A 15,888-nucleotide genomic window follows, 5' to 3' on the forward strand; every position below is an offset into this window, starting at 1 on the left:
ATTGTAATTAGTCGGTCGCTTATAAGAGAAAAGTGGTAATATCAGATCAATTGAAGGGGTCACGCATGGAGAAACAGACACAATTAAAAGCAAATATCGTTGAGTTAAATGTTGTAAAAGCAATCGCAATACTGGCTGTACTCATTATTCATGCAACAGCGGATTCGCGGGTAAACGTACCCTGGGGAAGCGTTACTGCACCATTTTATTTATTAATCAACTCACTTAGCATGTTTGCTGTACCTGTCTTTATATTTATTAATGGACTTGTATTGTTTTATCGTTATAAGGACGATTGGACGCCTAAACAAGCGTTATCGTTTTATAAAAAACGAATCAAATACATTCTGATTCCATATTTAATCTGGTCAGCTATCTATTATGTGTACTATCAGTGGCTCCAACATCAGTCATTTCAATTCGATTTGAACACATTTGCAAATCTTTTGATTTGGGGTAAATCAAGTTATCATCTTTACTTCATGGTCATTGTCATCCAGCTTTATCTGTTTTTCCCCATTTTAATGACAATCGTGAACAAATTTAAATTTAAAGCTTACCACATGATTGCGCTTGGTCTGCTTGTACAAGGTCTGTTCTATTATATTCACCACTGGATCAAGCCTTTTTCCCATGCTGCATCAATGATGCCAAATTACTTTATCGTATTTTGCGTAGGTGCAGCGATCGGCATGTCCTACCAATCATTTTCAAAAAAGTCGAACCAGTTATGGTGGGTATTCGGATTAGCTGTATTTGTTGGATTCGTATATATTCTAATACTGCTCTCTTCCCAAGAAGGTGGAGCAAGTTATCCGGGACCTGTATATGTTATTCTATACACTCTCTACGCTGTTCTAGTAGGAATCAGCTTAATCTGGATTGGCAAAATTGTTTGCGAACGTTCCACATTCCTCACTCGTTGGATTTTAGCTTTAGGCACAGCTTCGTTCGGTATTTATCTCGTACATCCTTTAGTACTATCTGAATGGCGAATGGCTGTGAACCTCATTCCGCAGCATTCCTATTATCACATTTACAATATAGCAACATTGCTTCTAATTATCGTCATTCCTTGGCTTATCGTGGTTTGTACAAAAAGAATTAAATTCTCTTGGTTATTATGGGGAAGATAACTAATTAAACATGAAATAAGCCCTATCTTCGATAGATGCATGCTGTACGCATTATATCGAGATAGGGCTTATATTTTTAATTGCTAACTAACCTGCTCTACTTCTTCTACCTCTACTTCTTGATCTACTTCTTGATCTACTTCTTGATCTACTTCTTGATCTACTTCTTGATTTACCTCTTCATCTACTTCTTGATCTACATTTATTTCTTCTTCCAGGTCTGGCGCTCTTTCATACTGCTCAATTTGCAGTTCCAGTATTGTTGCTGCAGCTTGTTTGTATAACGTTCGCACTTCTTCCAATGTTATCTGAAACTCTTTAATTTGAGGAATTGTAAATAGACCACTTGTTAAGTGCGCTAATATTTCGTTCGCTTTGGTCACTTGTTCATCATATAAATTCTGTTGTACGATTAATTCATCTAATATTTCGATGTCCGTCATTTCTTGAACAGGCTTTGCCGCATTTACTACAGATACGAACAAAAAGAGACTCATCAAAGAAACTAAAAATATGATTTTTTTAATAGTCCTTACCTCCTCTAATATATTACCACATTATACCATGAAATATTGAAAACTGTTAGTAATGCTTCCAAATAGAAAAAGCCTTTGCTACGCAATAGTTTATACAGTCTCTCTGGCGCCTTTATCTCTAACCCGATTATACAAAAAGAAGCCATCCAAAATTATGATTATGCGATGAAAAAAGGATAGAAATACGTAAAAATCTGTGGATAGCAATAGTATGTGGTCAAACATGGGGTCATTGCATGGTGTGAGCTCAATTCCATACGATGGGTTTTATTTTTAAACAAAGAAAAAACCCTTATGTATCAAGGGTTTTGGAAGTTTTATATTATGGTGCGGTAGACAGGATTTGAACCTGCACGTCCATTGGACACTACCCCCTCAAGATAGCGTGTCTGCCGTTCCACCACTACCGCACAATTGAAGTTGTAGCTTTTCGTTACCAGCCAACTTCGAGGGAAGATAAAACTGGTGAGCCATGAAGGACTCGAACCTTCGACACCCTGATTAAAAGTCAGGTGCTCTACCAACTGAGCTAATGGCTCTCATAATTGGAACTGAACTCATATGAGCCATTCCTAAAGAGTGTAAATGGTGACCCGTAGGGGACTCGAACCCCTGTTACCTCCGTGAAAGGGAGGTGTCTTAACCACTTGACCAACGGGCCATACTAATTATCGATTCGCTTTTTGGCGACAAGAATGATTATATCAGCTTGTACCATGGAAAGCAAGTCTTTTTTTAAAAGTTTTTTCAACCTACAATCCGGATCAAAATTCGATCAATCATTAAGGTTTTTGAGCAATAAAAAAGACCGATGCTCGGCCTCCTGTTGCAATGAGTCCTAAGAAAAAATGTGGCGGAGAGAGAGGGATTCGAACCCTCGCACCACTTACGCAGTCTAACCCCTTAGCAGAGGGTCCCCTTGAGCCACTTGGGTATCTCTCCATCTTCTGGCTCCCCGAACAGGACTCGAACCTGTGACAACTCGATTAACAGTCGAGTGCTCTACCAACTGAGCTATCAGGGAATAGCAATTAGTGACTTTTAATAATTTATCATGACTCCACTATATTGTCAAGCATAAATAATTTTAATTTCCCTCGACACTTTCCACATGCGTAACGCGAAGGATCTAGCTTCCTTTTTCGAAGATACTCCATGCCGCAATGACTGCAAACTAATTTATATCGAAACGCATTTCCTTTCTTCCCCGCCCTCTCCGGTAATGAATTGCAGTATCTAGAACCCCCTACATATGCAAGCAATTTTTTGAAGTCCATATCTCTATGACGGTAGCCTCGTTTCATTATATGGAGATGATAATGACAAAGTTCATGCTTTATAATTTTTTCAGTTTCCTCATGTCCAAATATGTCTAATTGATGAGGACTAATCTCGATATGATGAGTTACTGTAAAATAACGCCCACCCGTTGCCTTCAGCCTCGAATTAAATGTAGCCTTATGTAGAAAAGGTCTTCCGAAGGATTCCATAGACACCTTCTCTACCCATTGTTGCAAAGCAGTATTATCCATAGCTTGTCCCTCCCAACTACTTGAATTTTAACGCTTGCATGCGCTACACTGTCAAGTAGGAAATAACAATTGCAGCAACAGATCGAAGGGAGAGCTTTACGTTCATGGCTACCATGCGTTATGTATTATTGAAAGATCAACATTCTATCGCCTTTGTCGAAATGCCAGCTACTCACGCTTACCAGCTAAGCGCATTAAATCTGCGCTTACATAAAGAACTTGATAAATTAACAGCGAATAATGTACCTGCCTTGCCTTATGCGATTGCAGAATGTGACAATGTAGAACTACATGATACTTCCATTGCAATAATTGCAGGTCTCGAATACATTAATGGTCTAGAGAAAGATTTTGCAACTGTACAAGAGAAATCCTACCCGCTCATTTCACTCCTTACAGAAATTCGTGCCCTTCAAGCTCAACTAGAGCAATGGTATGAAGAATATGAAGAAGAACAGCAGAGCTAATATTGATTAATTTCTATAATTAACGTCCATTGGTACATTTGATTGGACCTGCACGGACATCAGCCCTCCTCCATATGGTAGAAGATCAATAGGTTATGCCCCGGGAGGAGGAACATGCGTATGCCACAGTGGCTTTGCAATCAACTGATGCGCGCATATCAACAGAAAGACCGAAAGCAGATCAAGTTACTTAATGATTGCTGGTATTTCTATCGCACGAAACAGGGTTCAAAGGAACAATGCAACGAAACTGTCTTTCAATAACTATTCCTTCATAATTAAAACAAAAACCCGGTTCTCCTCCTACTAAAAGAGAAGCCGGGTTTATGATTTTCAACCTATTTCATTTCATTAAAGAAAGCTATCTGATCTACAGCTAGTCGAGTTGTAGGATGCGCTGGAGTCGCAGCTTTACCAATTGGCAACATTAGCGTTGGAAGATAACGTTCATTGATATTAAACAATTCAACTACTTGAGCACGATTATAACCGCCCATCGGTACGGTGTCATACCCTTTTGCACGAGCAGCAAGCATTAATTGCATGGAAACTAGACCAGTATCGAATACTGCTATTTCCTTCAAACGTTCAGCCGGAAGTGCCATATACTGCTTCGTAGTGTTAGCAATCATTCTATCCTTTAACTCTTCTGTCACATAACCCGCTGTCGCAGCTGAGCTGTATATTTCATCCACCTTTTTGTACATCTCAAGGTCAGCCAAAACAATAATTACAGCAGAACAATCTGCAACCTGCTCTTGATTATAAGCGATAGGCAACAACTTAGCTTTCAATTCAGCGTCTGTCACAACAATAAAACGCCATGGTTGCAAATTTGATGATGATGGTGCTTTTGTAGCTATAGCAATTAATTCACGGATTTCTTCATCAGAAATTACTGCGGTGTTATCATATTTACGGACAGAACGGCGTTCCTCAAGAACGTTAAAAAATAATTCATTTTTCTCAGTTTGAGCTTGTGAGCTTGAAATTGTCATATCATTATTCCTCCTAAAACTTTCACATCATTACTTATAGTCCTTCAATAATACGAATAGTATGAGTATAATCATTTGACAAACTTTTGTCAATTAACTTACCTTTTTTCATTAACTTTTAATTCTTGCTATTTTTCTACTAATTACTCCAGTTTTCAACAAGGTGTGATGATACTAAATAGGCTCGTCCACAAAAATGATGGACGAGCCTATTATTAATTTGGTTGTTTCATCGTAAGACCTACGCGACCCTTTTTCAAATCAACACTTAACACCCATACCGTTACATTATCTCCAACTGATACAACATCCATCGGATGTTTCACGAATTTATCGCTCAGCTGGGAAATATGGACGAGACCATCATTTTTGATACCGATATCGATAAACGCTCCAAAATCAATTACATTTCGAACTGTACCTTTCAGCTCCATTCCAGCTGTCAGATCTTCGATATGAAGCACATCGGTATGGAAAATTGGCGGTGGCAGCTCTTCCCGTGGATCACGACCAGGCTTAAGCAGGCTATCAATAATGTCTCTAAGCGTCGGAACACCTACCGCTAGCATGACAGCTAAGCTCTGAACATCTATTTCAGATAGCTTCGTCTTTACATCATCGCTGCCAATCGCTTTGAGCTCAAGCCCCAGCTCCTTAAAAAGAGTGTCTACAACTTCGTAGGATTCAGGGTGAATAGGCGTACGATCAAGCGGATTAGTTGCTTCTGGGATACGTAGAAACCCTATACACTGCTCATATGACTTTGCACCGAGACGAGGCACCTTCTGAAGCCCTGTACGTTTGACGAACCGACCATTCTCTTCACGAAACTTTACAATATTTTTGGCTAACGTGGCGTTAACCCCTGCTACGTATGAAAGTAGAGAAGCCGAAGCAGTATTTACATCTACCCCAACATGGTTAACCGCTGACTCAACAACGCCGCCTAACGTTTCATCAAGACGTTTTTGACTTACATCATGCTGATACTGCCCTACTCCGATCGCTTTCGGTTCAATTTTCACCAATTCTGCAAGTGGGTCCTGAAGTCTTCTGGCGATGGAAACAGCACTTCTCTCAGCCACATCCAAATTCGGGAACTCTTCTTGAGCTAGCTTAGATGCCGAATACACACTGGCACCCGCTTCATTCACGATAATATATTTAATCTCAGCGCTAGCCTTCGTCAGTCCCGCTTCATTTCGTTTGCTAAGTAAATTAGCAATAAACTGCTCCGTTTCCCTTGAAGCTGTACCATTACCAATAACAATTAATTCAACTTTATACTTATCAATTAAACCGTTAATTAATTTTTCTGCTTCAATTACCTTGTTATTAGGAGGAGTCGGATATGATACGGCTACCTCTAGCAGCTTACCTGTGTCATCAATGACTGCAAGCTTACAACCTGTCCGGAATGCAGGATCAACTCCAAGCACGATATTGCCACGAACAGGAGGTTGCAACAATAGATTTCTAAGGTTCTCAGAGAATATGGTAATCGCATGTTCCTCAGCCTTTTCCGTCATTTCTCCACGTACCTCGCGCTCAATTGAGGGTGATATGAGTCGCTTATAAGAATCTTCAATTACGGCTTCTAATACTTCACGTACTGCCTGTGCGGTACCGTTTCGCAGCAACTTCCTGCGTATATGCTCATAAATTCTATCTGCTGGCGTATCAAAAGAGATACGCAGTACTTCTTCACGCTCACCGCGATTAATTGCCAATATACGATGTGGCGGCAGCTTGCGAATCGGCTCTTGATAACTGTAGTACATTTCATAAACGGATTCCTCGGCTTTGTTTTTCGCTTCGGTACGAAGCAAGGTTTGCTCGAAAGTAAACTTCCGCACCCAGGAACGGATAGAGGCATCATCCGCAATATTTTCTGCGATAATATCCATTGCCCCTTGAAGTGCATCCTGCGCCGCAGTTACACCCTTCTCCTCGCTCACATAACGAAGTGCTTCCGTTAGCGGCTCTCCTTGTCTCGGCTGGGACCAAAGCCACTCCGCCAATGGCTCAAGACCTCGTTCTTTGGCCACACTTGCCCGCGTCTTACGCTTCTGCCTATAAGGACGATATAAATCCTCTATCTCTTGAAGCTTGACTGCTTGCTCGATACCTGCGCGCAATTCGTCTGTCAGCTTACCTTGCTCGTCAATAAGCCGGGCAACCTCGCGTTTTCGCTCTTCTAGATTACGCATATATTGTAGTTTCTCTTCGATCGATCTAAGCTCATTTTCGTCGAGCTCACCAGTCATCTCTTTCCGATAACGGGCAATAAACGGAATCGTATTCCCTTCATCGAGAAGTGCAACTGCAGATTTCACTTTTGAGATTGGGACAGAGAGTACCGCCGCGATTGCAGCAATAATTCGTTTACTCTCCGCTTCCTTCTGCTCATCTGTCAGCTTCACCTTTGCTGTTGTTTCTTCCAAAGCTGTAAATGCAGCCCCTTTTGTCGTTTCAGCCAAATGCGATACACCGTCCTTTAATTTATGTATTGACGCTATAGAAGCATTCCCGTCCGTTGCCAGACTAGAATGCTCCCTAAGTTATGCTGTATATGGATTATTAGCCTTTTCGAACCCAATTGTTGTGCGACCACCATGACCTGAATACACGATGACATCGGAATCCAGCTTATAAAGCTTCGTTTTGATGGAGTCATACAAATCTCTTTCTTTTCCTCCGGGAAGATCCGTTCTGCCTACAGACAACTTAAATAGAACATCCCCCGAGAAGAGATGGTTTCCACATAGGAAGCTTACACTTCCTGGCGAGTGTCCCGGTGTATGCAAAACACGGAAAGTGTGACCTATCATGTCTAACGATTGACCATCTGCCAGAGCGAACTCAGCAGGCTCGGTAGATAACGGCGGTGTCACATCTTGCCAGCGCATCGAACCATTTTTACGAGGGTCCGTCAGCCAGTCCGCTTCCAAATCATGAATATATACAGGACATCCTGCTGCCTTACGCACCTCATCAACTCCACCCATATGATCAAAGTGAGCATGAGTAAGTAAAATTGCTTCAATCTTCGTGTCAGCACTTCGCTCAAGCAATCGCTTTGGATTCATTCCAGGATCGATAATGATTCCCTGCTCTTTGTTCCCATCGTTCACAGTAAGGAGATAAGCATTCGTTTGAATTGGTCCGAGATTAAACGTCTCAACTTTAAAATGTGCAACTGTCATAAGTTAGAACGACTCCAATAAAATACGCAATTCTTTCACGATGTCGGCATGATAACCCGTTCCATCTCCATAACGACGCAAAATTTCTTGACGTGTAACTGCCAAATTATCTTGATAGTCAGAAGCTTCGCGATCTGGGTTCGCTGTTTTAAATGCAATCATTGGCTCCTGAACGAATTTCGATCTTGGTCCCCATTGTCCGAGAACAGCTCCACCCGTATCAGCAAAAATGACAATTGGAATTGCTCGACCACCCATAGTTAAGTATTGATCCATCGTTTCCATATGTTCTTCAATAATGAGAACTTCCGTTGGTATACCGCTATCTTCTAATGCTTTGAATACTACTGGTACATTGCGAGCTACATCGCCGCACCACTCCGCCATTAGAATAAGGCAACGAAGATCGTCACGATTGTTAAGCGATTCAAAATATTCACGGTCGTCTTCTGACGGCCAACTGAATTTTTCCATCCACTCTACAAATTGCTCTTTATTTTTGTTCATGCCATCAACAAATTGTGCTGGGCTAATACCTTTTCCGAGTTTGTCTGCTACGTTCTTGCTCATATGTATCCCTCTTTTCAGTAAGTTTAATTTTAGTCCGTATTTATCCTATCTATTATAACTTAAAACTTCTTTGCTCTGCGAACATACAACACGGCAACAACAATAACTGCAATTGCTATTAGAGCATATACAAAGTTTGAATATACATCCAAAACTTCTACAATTCGAGTCCAATTGTCTGCTACAGTAACTCCAATGGAAACTAATATAACATTCCATATGAGTGTCCCGATTGTTGTAAACAATAGAAACGGTACAAACTTCATGCCTGACATCCCTGCAGGTAATGAGATAAGGCTGCGAATAAGCGGGATCATGCGACAGAGTAGTACTGCCCAGTAACCGTACTTATCAAACCAAGCGTCTGCTCTTCGAATATCTTCTTTTTTGACCCGTAGAACACGTCCATAACGATCGACTATTTTCTCCAGTCTCTCAACGCCAAGCAACTGACCGATAAAGTACAAAATAATAGCACCGATCAATGAACCAAGGGTCGCAATGGCGATTACTCCTACAGGAGTCAAACTCGTATAAGTCGTCATAAATCCACCGAATGTTAATATGACTTCGGATGGAATAGGTGGAAATAAATTTTCAAGCGCGATCATAAACAATATTCCAAAATAACCGTACTGCTCCATAATATCGGTAATCCAGCTTTCCATGCGTATCCTCCATCCAATATGTGTGATCCTCTAATATGTGCGTAATCACCTCTATTATCTTAACATACTGCTAGGACATCCTTCCACTTTAGTCATCGAAAGACAAGCCCTCGCATAGACTAGCCTCAACAATGAAGAAAAGTGAGGTGTTTCATAATGTTTAAATCATTTGTCATCAAAAAAAGAATGCTCCAAGTTTTTATCGCAGCACTTGCTCTGATCATTGCTGCTGGTGTGTACATCAAATGGAATGGGGCTCGAACCGTTAGCAGCCAACCGTCGGAGACACGCATCTTTGAACTTGTTACTGGCGAGTTTAAGTCAAAAACAGAAGATGGAAAAGAAATTGAATCCTATGTCTGGTCTCCCGGAACTATTATTGTAAATAAAGGTGAACGAACTGAACTTCGCATCTCCGGAGTAAATGGTATCAGCCATCCTTTCGTTATAGAAGAACTCGGTATCGAAGGTGAGGTGCATAAGGGGAAAACAACAAAAGTAACATTCACACCAGATAAAGAAGGCATATTCCCCATCCTATGCTTGACCCACAAGGATATGCACAGCGGCGGACCTATGGTCGGCTATATCGTCGTCGAGGACTAGCGTATTGCAATAGGCTGCTGGTGACCTTCACTCTTCCTCCCGCATACATATGGGTAGAGAGGAGTCGGTATACTTTTGAAGACTAGCGCGCAAAAGCACTCACAAGATTTACCTTCAGCTCGCAAAATTCGCAGGTCTTGCAGCAATGAGCTTTACCGTACTGTAAAGAGATTGAAGCTATGGATTTCCAAAGAAAAGATGGATCAAGCCGAAACGATTTATTTGAAAAAGGTTGTAGCAAACTTACATTGGATCGTTGAACATCAAAGCAACCGGAAGGCGCAGGCTGACTGGTGGGATGCCAATGTTAGTGAAGAAATAGCGGGATTATGGGAGGTTGACCGTATCCGTTTGTGTGAGGCTTTCCGTGATGCATACGGTGGGTAGTGAGGCCGATATGGCAAGAAGAGCCCTTGAGATTACCGCTATAACAGCGGACATCACGGGCTCTTTCATTTGGAGCAGTATTATAAGCGAATAATCTTCCTATTCCTTAGCTTCTTTTAGACGATCAACGGATACAGTCTTAGTGTTAACTGGATTGTTGCCAACCGTTACGGTTGCCATACCATTTGCCTCATCTACATTTTCGATCCAGACGGAATCACCCTCCAGATGGACAGCAAACGTATCCTTGGACTCGTAGATTTGCTTAGCTCGCAATGTTTCCATCTCTATTCTCCTTCCAGCTTTTCTTCCATTGTATCTGTCGTAGACTCCGCAATTAACCCATTATGCAAAGTGACATTCCCACCGCCTAATCCTTCATTGACCATACGGTCGATATCCATATCAAAATCTTCTCGACCTTCATTATGCGGCTCAGCTTTGGACTGCTGCAATTGTTCCTCATTCTGCTCTTCACTCATTGGGCTCGCCTCCTTATTTCCAGATGCTTGGATCTTACTGAAAAAATATGCCCGATATGAGATAAAAACATGCATATCATGCTGGAGTCGGCTACCCAATACCTATAACAAAGGGGAAAGCATATGCATCAATTCTTCAGCGGCTTTCTGTTTTTTTGATCTGCGCTTAAAAATCTCAAGATCAATGGGCTCACTATGTGCTAAATCCTGCAAAAAATCCGCTTCAAGCTTACGGATAGGATGCTCATCAAAGAGTAGAGCCAGAAGTTCGTAATTACTAAATAAGCTTCGCATATCCAAATTAGCTGTGCCTACTGTTGCGAGCAAGGAATCAACTATTAGCACCTTCGCATGAATAAAACCTTTTTGATACCGGTAAATTTGCACACCTGCTTCAAGCATATCCTGAACGTATGAAAGTGTAGCGAGCAGCACTAGCTTAGAATCGGATATACCCGGAATAATCAACTTAACCTCTACCCCGCTTCGCGCTGCGATGCGTAAATTTGTAGCTAAGCTTGGATCGGGGATAAAATACGGTGTTGTCGCGTATATTCTAGTTTTCGCTGCTGCCATTGCCGAAGCTAATACTTCAACTATTTTCTGATCATTAATGCCTGGCTTCCCTGGTACGATTAGTACACGTTCTTCTCCATGGCAATAATTTCTCGGAAAATAATGTTCATTATCGGGCAATTGAATATTAGCTGCAGAAAACCAATCCCTCATAAATAATTGTTGAAGCTGATAAACGGCCTCACCGTTTATTTGCATGTGTGTATCCCTCCAAAAACCTAGCTTCTTGTCGAGACCAACGTATTCATCACCGATATTAATTCCGCCCAAAAAGCCTACCTTTCCGTCTACTACTACAATTTTTCGATGATTACGAAAGTTTATTGATCGGTTTAACAACGCTTTACGCGGTGGAGAGAAGCAAGCGGTATGTGCGCCGGCATTATGTAATCGATCTAGAAATGTTTGATCAAGGCCCAAGCTGCCAATTCCATCATAAATAACTCGCACTTCAACTCCTTCGTGTGCCTTTTTCACTAATGTCTTTAGAAACTTACCACCGATACCATCGTTTCGAATTGTATAATAGTCCAGATGAATATGATGGTTTGCATGATGAAGTTCCTCAAGTATAGTCTCGAATGTTTCTTCGCCATTCGTTAATATTTTTGTTCGATTTTGACCTGTAATCGGAAAGGGTGTAAGCTCAGCAAGCAGGGAGAGAAGACGAGCTTGCGATTTCAAACCTTCATTATTCATTTGTTCATCTACTTTCTCATGAACAATCTTATTTATATTAACGTAATTCTCATTATTGTCAGCATTATTACGCTTATTCCCTATACGTTGCTTGATCCTTTTGCCAGCAACCACATATGCTGCAAAACCTACAAACGGGCAAACCATTACAATGAGAAGCCATGCAATCATATGAGCTTGTCGTCTACGCTCAAGCAGCAATATTACTGCAAATTGGAAAGCGTAAGCTATTAATATAATCGTTAAGCAGACAAGCCATGCAACCATTGAAACACCTCATCTCTTATGCATGTCATGCCAGTTCCAACATGTTTAGTTTAAACAGGGGGGCTACAGCCTATACTTTGGCTCAGAAAAATTGATTACACATTTTATCGACTATAAATAGATGACCGACATTAGTATAGTTGCTTCAATAGGGATTGTCGCAAACCTCAACTTGGGCGTGCTTTTTATAACTTTTGCCAGCTATGGCTCATAATTATTAAGAAGTTTTAAGGTATGTTTTATACCTTATGAGAATAAATAGTCATAGAACGTTTTGCACGACTATATCATCCCTCGGAAGGAGAAAAATAGTGAAACGAGCGCGGAAGCCAACATGGTCATTTGTTGTGATGCGCGGCGCTGACAAGTCTGTGAAGCAATTCTCTGTATCGAAGAGATCAGTTATAGTGGCGCCTGTAGCTGCTATATTAGCCATTACTGGCTGCGTTGCAGGTCTACAGTTAAAAGCTGCATATGAACTGAAGCATCTCAAAGAGCAATTGACCTCCCAGTCTGCACAATTCACACAAACGATTACTGGAATGGATCGGGTAATCGCCGGGAAGGATGAAGCGATCGTTTCCCTGCAGCAAGAGATACTATCACTGTCGCGCCAAGCGAATGAGATGAAAGATAAGATGGATGAGCTTGGTCAACTAGAAATAAAGCTAAAGCTATTTATCGAAAAGTATGGCGGCTCCGTAATGGAAACTACTAACGATACAGCTGATGACGATAATTCCGCTAGCAACGCTGCTGCGAAGCAGAATAGAGGAAGTGTTCGCGCTTTATCTGCTAATACGCCAATAACTGCACGTCCTGTTACCTATTCAACTTCTCCGAATAATATGATGGGGATTGCCTCGCTTGCTCAAACAACATCTCTCGATTTGCAAGCACTAAGCGAGATGGTTGACTCCATGGAAGTATCGATGGAGCAGACGTTAAAGCAAGCACAGAACAAACGGATGACCGTCGACGCTCTCCCTTCATATTGGCCAACCCGTTCTAAGCAACTCACTTCTAGCTTCGGTTATCGAAGTGACCCTTTTACAGGGCGAGCTACCTTTCATGCAGGTATCGACATTAATGGCAACAGCGGCGATGCTGTTTTTAGCGCCGCTGACGGTACCATTAGCGAAGTAAGCTTTGACTCTCAGCTCGGCAACTACATCATCATTGATCATCTTGGCGGACTCCAATCTGCTTACATGCATTTGAAGCAAACCGATGCCAAAGAAGGCGATATCGTCGTGCGTGGAGAGAAAATCGGTCAGTTAGGCAGCAGCGGAAGAAGCACTGGCCCACATTTACATTTTCAAATCATGCAAAAAAATGAACCTGTCAATCCTTTAAAGTATTTAGCGCAGCATAGCTGACAGGTAATAGGTAGGGTACATACTCCCCATCCATTAGCCAATACTAAGGAGGTTTGCGTCCATGTTTAAGGAGAATAAGCGAGTCATCGCAACAGACACCCTAATCGGTCAAGGGACGATTGCGGAAGGAAAGATGATCAGTGAAGCTAATTTGCGCATCGAGGGTGAGTACCGGGGAGATATTGAATGCCGGGGAGATTTAATAATCGGTGAATGCGGAATTGCACGTTCCAATATTATAGCCCATGACGTTACACTCGCAGGCAAGCTGTTTGGAGATATCGTTACAAAGGGAAGGTTAATCATTACAGCATCAGGTCATTTAACTGGCAATATTACAGCTCACTCACTTATCATTCAGGACGGCGGTATGATTAATGGAAGCTGCACGATGGAGCAATTACCAGAAGCAAAAAATAGCTCCTTGGCGGAAAACTCTGCCTCCCAAACGAAAAATGAAAGCAAAGGCGACTCCAAAAACGACTCACGCTCCAAGTCCCGACAAGCGGGCTGAGCTGTAGTTCACATATTTAGTATAAACGCTTAAAACCTATGAAAATCAGAAAAATGGTCCCGATTTTTCTCCTAAACAGAGATTAAATTCGGGACCATTTTTGTTAAAAATTAATATGCATATACTACGCAGCTACGTCTCTTTTATTGAAAACATACCATGTAATTGACATAAAAACGACATAATAACAAGCTAGTACAGATAACGAAAATGCTAATGTCATATCTCCATGAGGTATTTCAGGATTTAAATATGGTGTTAAGTATAAATGAGCAAATAATAAATAATCTACCCACTTGTATGGCAATGCCATAAGCAGCAGCATTAAATTATTTACAATCAGAACTAGAAACAACGAAATTCCGATAGCTAAGCCGCTGCTTCTAAAAATCGTAGATATCATAAAAGCAATCGTAGTGGTCATTATTGTTGTAATAAGTGATAATACATAATACTGGATTATATATTCAAAATTAGAAGTTCCCATTGGCATAATTAACTGAGGTACTTTTTCCATTGTATTAAACAAATCGAAGCATATCCAATTGACCAAAAGGCTGCTTACAAGTAACAGGAAAGCTAATAAAACAATAAACATCACAGTTGCAATGTATTTGGACAATAATATTTTTGTTCTGGACCACGGTCTAATAAGTAACAGTTTAATTGTCCCCGCAGTAAACTCCTCTGCGACAATACTCGCTGCTACAATAACCGTAAAGATAGTTATGAGCAGAAACAAGATCGATGACTCTTCTCGAACAACCGACCACATAGATGTATAGTCGCTTCCAAAGATACGCCACATAATCGAAATAATCAAAACGAGCCCAACGAGTACACCCATCATTATGTATGTACGTGGACGTCTATAGATTTTCATATTCTCGTTATGAACAAGATTGAAGAAATCAGCCAACACTCTCGCCCCCTGTTACTTCCAAAAATTGATCTTCTAATGACTTCACATGGTCGCGGATACTATATACCTTTATGCCTGCGATGACGAGAGTTGCATTAACAGCGGCTGCATACTCCTTGTCACCTTGAATAACGATATGGTTAGATCCCGCGACTTCTGCTTTTTGTCCTGCCGTTATAATTGCATCGATTGCAGCTTCAGAACTGTTAACTTCAAACATTACTTGTGATATCGATTCATCAATATTCATTCCTTGAATTTGTCTAACATCAATCAGTTTGCCATTTTGAATGATGGCGACTCGATCACACATTAGTTCCATTTCGGACAACATATGACTAGATACAAACACCGCAATTCCTTCATTTTTAGCTAAATTACGGATATAATCGCGAAGTTCTCGTATGCCGGCAGGATCTAAGCCGTTCGTAGGTTCATCTAGTATAAGCAGTTTCGGGTTATGCAAAATAGCTTGCGCAACACCTAGTCGTTGACGCATACCTAACGAATACGTTTTTACCTTATCATGAATTCGACCCTCTAAACCTACTAATCCCACAACTTCCTTTACCCGATGCGATGTGACGCCAGGTATCATTCTTGCATAATGAATTAAATTTTGATAACCAGTCAAATATTTGTACATCTCTGGATTTTCGACAATAGCTCCAACATGTCGGATTGCTTTTTCAAATTCTTTCGAAATACTGTGACCATCTATAAAGATCTGTCCCGAAGTTAATGACATAAGGCCTACCATCATTCTTATAGTCGTTGTTTTCCCTGCGCCATTCGGCCCTAGGAAACCAAATACTTCTCCACGCGGCAAATCTAGAGTCAATCGATCAATTATAGTTCGTTTGCCAATTCGCTTCGTTACTTCCTGTAAGCGAACGATGATCTGCTCCATACTATGTATGCCTCCCCAATTGCATCTTACATA

Annotated in this window: 19 protein-coding genes and 5 tRNA genes; 7 read left to right on the forward strand and 17 right to left on the reverse strand. The window is 41.2% G+C overall.

Going from position 1 to position 15,888, the window contains the following annotated elements; translation table 11 throughout:
* The first annotated feature begins 65 nt into the window (after positions 1–65).
* Positions 66–1,136: an acyltransferase gene (locus tag MFF31_RS24010; protein ID WP_238191675.1), complete on the forward strand. Its 1,071-nt coding sequence runs from the start codon at positions 66–68 to the stop codon at positions 1,134–1,136.
* 83 nt (positions 1,137–1,219) lie between these two features.
* Here MFF31_RS24010 and MFF31_RS24015 read toward each other — a convergent pair whose 3' ends face one another.
* The 7 genes from MFF31_RS24015 to MFF31_RS24045 all read right to left on the reverse strand — a co-directional run bounded on the left by MFF31_RS24015 (position 1,220) and on the right by MFF31_RS24045 (position 3,204).
* Positions 1,220–1,621: a hypothetical protein gene (locus MFF31_RS24015; RefSeq protein ID WP_238191676.1), complete on the reverse strand. Its 402-nt coding sequence runs from the start codon at positions 1,619–1,621 to the stop codon at positions 1,220–1,222.
* Positions 1,622–1,997: 376 nt separating this feature from the next.
* Positions 1,998–2,082 (reverse strand) — tRNA-Leu (locus MFF31_RS24020).
* Between the two features lie 53 nt (positions 2,083–2,135).
* Positions 2,136–2,211 (reverse strand) — tRNA-Lys (locus MFF31_RS24025).
* A gap of 47 nt (positions 2,212–2,258) precedes the next feature.
* Positions 2,259–2,333 (reverse strand) — tRNA-Glu (locus tag MFF31_RS24030).
* 190 nt (positions 2,334–2,523) lie between these two features.
* Positions 2,524–2,614: transfer RNA gene (locus MFF31_RS24035), tRNA-Ser, on the reverse strand.
* A gap of 6 nt (positions 2,615–2,620) precedes the next feature.
* Positions 2,621–2,696 (reverse strand) — tRNA-Asn (locus tag MFF31_RS24040).
* Between the two features lie 28 nt (positions 2,697–2,724).
* Positions 2,725–3,204 (reverse strand): SprT family protein, encoded by a 480-nt coding sequence (locus MFF31_RS24045; RefSeq protein WP_238191677.1) that lies wholly within the window; start codon positions 3,202–3,204, stop codon positions 2,725–2,727.
* 104 nt (positions 3,205–3,308) lie between these two features.
* Here MFF31_RS24045 and MFF31_RS24050 point away from each other — a divergent pair, with 104 nt between their 5' ends.
* The gene (locus MFF31_RS24050; protein WP_238191678.1) at positions 3,309–3,671 is read left to right on the forward strand and encodes a hydrolase/acyltransferase; all 363 of its coding nucleotides are present in this window, start codon (positions 3,309–3,311) and stop codon (positions 3,669–3,671) included.
* A gap of 120 nt (positions 3,672–3,791) precedes the next feature.
* The gene (gene cmpA, locus MFF31_RS24055) at positions 3,792–3,935 is read left to right on the forward strand and encodes a cortex morphogenetic protein CmpA (RefSeq protein WP_238192246.1); all 144 of its coding nucleotides are present in this window, start codon (positions 3,792–3,794) and stop codon (positions 3,933–3,935) included.
* Positions 3,936–4,009: 74 nt separating this feature from the next.
* Here cmpA and MFF31_RS24060 read toward each other — a convergent pair whose 3' ends face one another.
* The 5 genes from MFF31_RS24060 to MFF31_RS24080 all read right to left on the reverse strand — a co-directional run bounded on the left by MFF31_RS24060 (position 4,010) and on the right by MFF31_RS24080 (position 9,113).
* Positions 4,010–4,669: a nitroreductase family protein gene (locus tag MFF31_RS24060; protein ID WP_238191679.1), complete on the reverse strand. Its 660-nt coding sequence runs from the start codon at positions 4,667–4,669 to the stop codon at positions 4,010–4,012.
* Between the two features lie 215 nt (positions 4,670–4,884).
* On the reverse strand, positions 4,885–7,149 hold the full coding sequence (locus MFF31_RS24065; RefSeq protein ID WP_375541352.1) for a Tex family protein: 2,265 nt from the start codon (positions 7,147–7,149) through the stop codon (positions 4,885–4,887).
* Positions 7,150–7,230: 81 nt separating this feature from the next.
* On the reverse strand, positions 7,231–7,875 hold the full coding sequence (locus tag MFF31_RS24070; RefSeq protein ID WP_238191680.1) for an MBL fold metallo-hydrolase: 645 nt from the start codon (positions 7,873–7,875) through the stop codon (positions 7,231–7,233).
* A 3-nt stretch (positions 7,876–7,878) separates the two neighbouring features.
* On the reverse strand, positions 7,879–8,445 hold the full coding sequence (locus tag MFF31_RS24075; RefSeq protein WP_238191681.1) for a thioredoxin family protein: 567 nt from the start codon (positions 8,443–8,445) through the stop codon (positions 7,879–7,881).
* Between the two features lie 59 nt (positions 8,446–8,504).
* Positions 8,505–9,113 carry a DedA family protein gene (locus MFF31_RS24080; protein ID WP_238191682.1) on the reverse strand — a complete coding sequence of 203 codons (609 nt, stop codon included), beginning with the start codon at positions 9,111–9,113 and terminating at the stop codon, positions 8,505–8,507.
* A 156-nt stretch (positions 9,114–9,269) separates the two neighbouring features.
* On the opposite strand from MFF31_RS24080, the gene MFF31_RS24085 reads away from it, so the two are divergent.
* Positions 9,270–9,719 (forward strand): cupredoxin domain-containing protein, encoded by a 450-nt coding sequence (locus MFF31_RS24085; RefSeq protein WP_238191683.1) that lies wholly within the window; start codon positions 9,270–9,272, stop codon positions 9,717–9,719.
* A gap of 75 nt (positions 9,720–9,794) precedes the next feature.
* Positions 9,795–10,106: a dehydrogenase gene (locus MFF31_RS24090; protein WP_238191684.1), complete on the forward strand. Its 312-nt coding sequence runs from the start codon at positions 9,795–9,797 to the stop codon at positions 10,104–10,106.
* A gap of 99 nt (positions 10,107–10,205) precedes the next feature.
* Here the strand turns inward: MFF31_RS24090 and MFF31_RS24095 are convergent, their stop codons facing one another.
* The 3 genes from MFF31_RS24095 to cls all read right to left on the reverse strand — a co-directional run bounded on the left by MFF31_RS24095 (position 10,206) and on the right by cls (position 12,130).
* Positions 10,206–10,391 carry an H-type small acid-soluble spore protein gene (locus MFF31_RS24095; protein ID WP_238191686.1) on the reverse strand — a complete coding sequence of 62 codons (186 nt, stop codon included), beginning with the start codon at positions 10,389–10,391 and terminating at the stop codon, positions 10,206–10,208.
* A 2-nt stretch (positions 10,392–10,393) separates the two neighbouring features.
* Complete coding sequence (locus tag MFF31_RS24100; protein ID WP_238191688.1) at positions 10,394–10,588, reverse strand: hypothetical protein; 195 nt, start codon at positions 10,586–10,588, stop codon at positions 10,394–10,396.
* Positions 10,589–10,690: 102 nt separating this feature from the next.
* Complete coding sequence (gene cls / locus MFF31_RS24105; RefSeq protein ID WP_238191690.1) at positions 10,691–12,130, reverse strand: cardiolipin synthase; 1,440 nt, start codon at positions 12,128–12,130, stop codon at positions 10,691–10,693.
* Positions 12,131–12,441: 311 nt separating this feature from the next.
* Here cls and MFF31_RS24110 point away from each other — a divergent pair, with 311 nt between their 5' ends.
* On the forward strand, positions 12,442–13,509 hold the full coding sequence (locus tag MFF31_RS24110; protein WP_238191692.1) for a M23 family metallopeptidase: 1,068 nt from the start codon (positions 12,442–12,444) through the stop codon (positions 13,507–13,509).
* A 61-nt stretch (positions 13,510–13,570) separates the two neighbouring features.
* The gene (locus MFF31_RS24115) at positions 13,571–14,023 is read left to right on the forward strand and encodes a bactofilin family protein (protein WP_238191694.1); all 453 of its coding nucleotides are present in this window, start codon (positions 13,571–13,573) and stop codon (positions 14,021–14,023) included.
* A gap of 124 nt (positions 14,024–14,147) precedes the next feature.
* Here the strand turns inward: MFF31_RS24115 and MFF31_RS24120 are convergent, their stop codons facing one another.
* Complete coding sequence (locus tag MFF31_RS24120) at positions 14,148–14,945, reverse strand: ABC transporter permease (protein WP_282570584.1); 798 nt, start codon at positions 14,943–14,945, stop codon at positions 14,148–14,150.
* Complete coding sequence (locus tag MFF31_RS24125; RefSeq protein ID WP_238191698.1) at positions 14,935–15,855, reverse strand: ABC transporter ATP-binding protein; 921 nt, start codon at positions 15,853–15,855, stop codon at positions 14,935–14,937. The genes MFF31_RS24120 and MFF31_RS24125 overlap by 11 nt, the downstream gene beginning before the upstream one ends.
* Positions 15,856–15,888: the final 33 nt, after the last annotated feature.

The sequence above is a fragment of the Paenibacillus sp. L3-i20 genome, assembly GCF_022180385.2.
In the GTDB taxonomy this organism is placed as follows: Bacteria; Bacillota; Bacilli; order Paenibacillales; family Paenibacillaceae; genus Pristimantibacillus.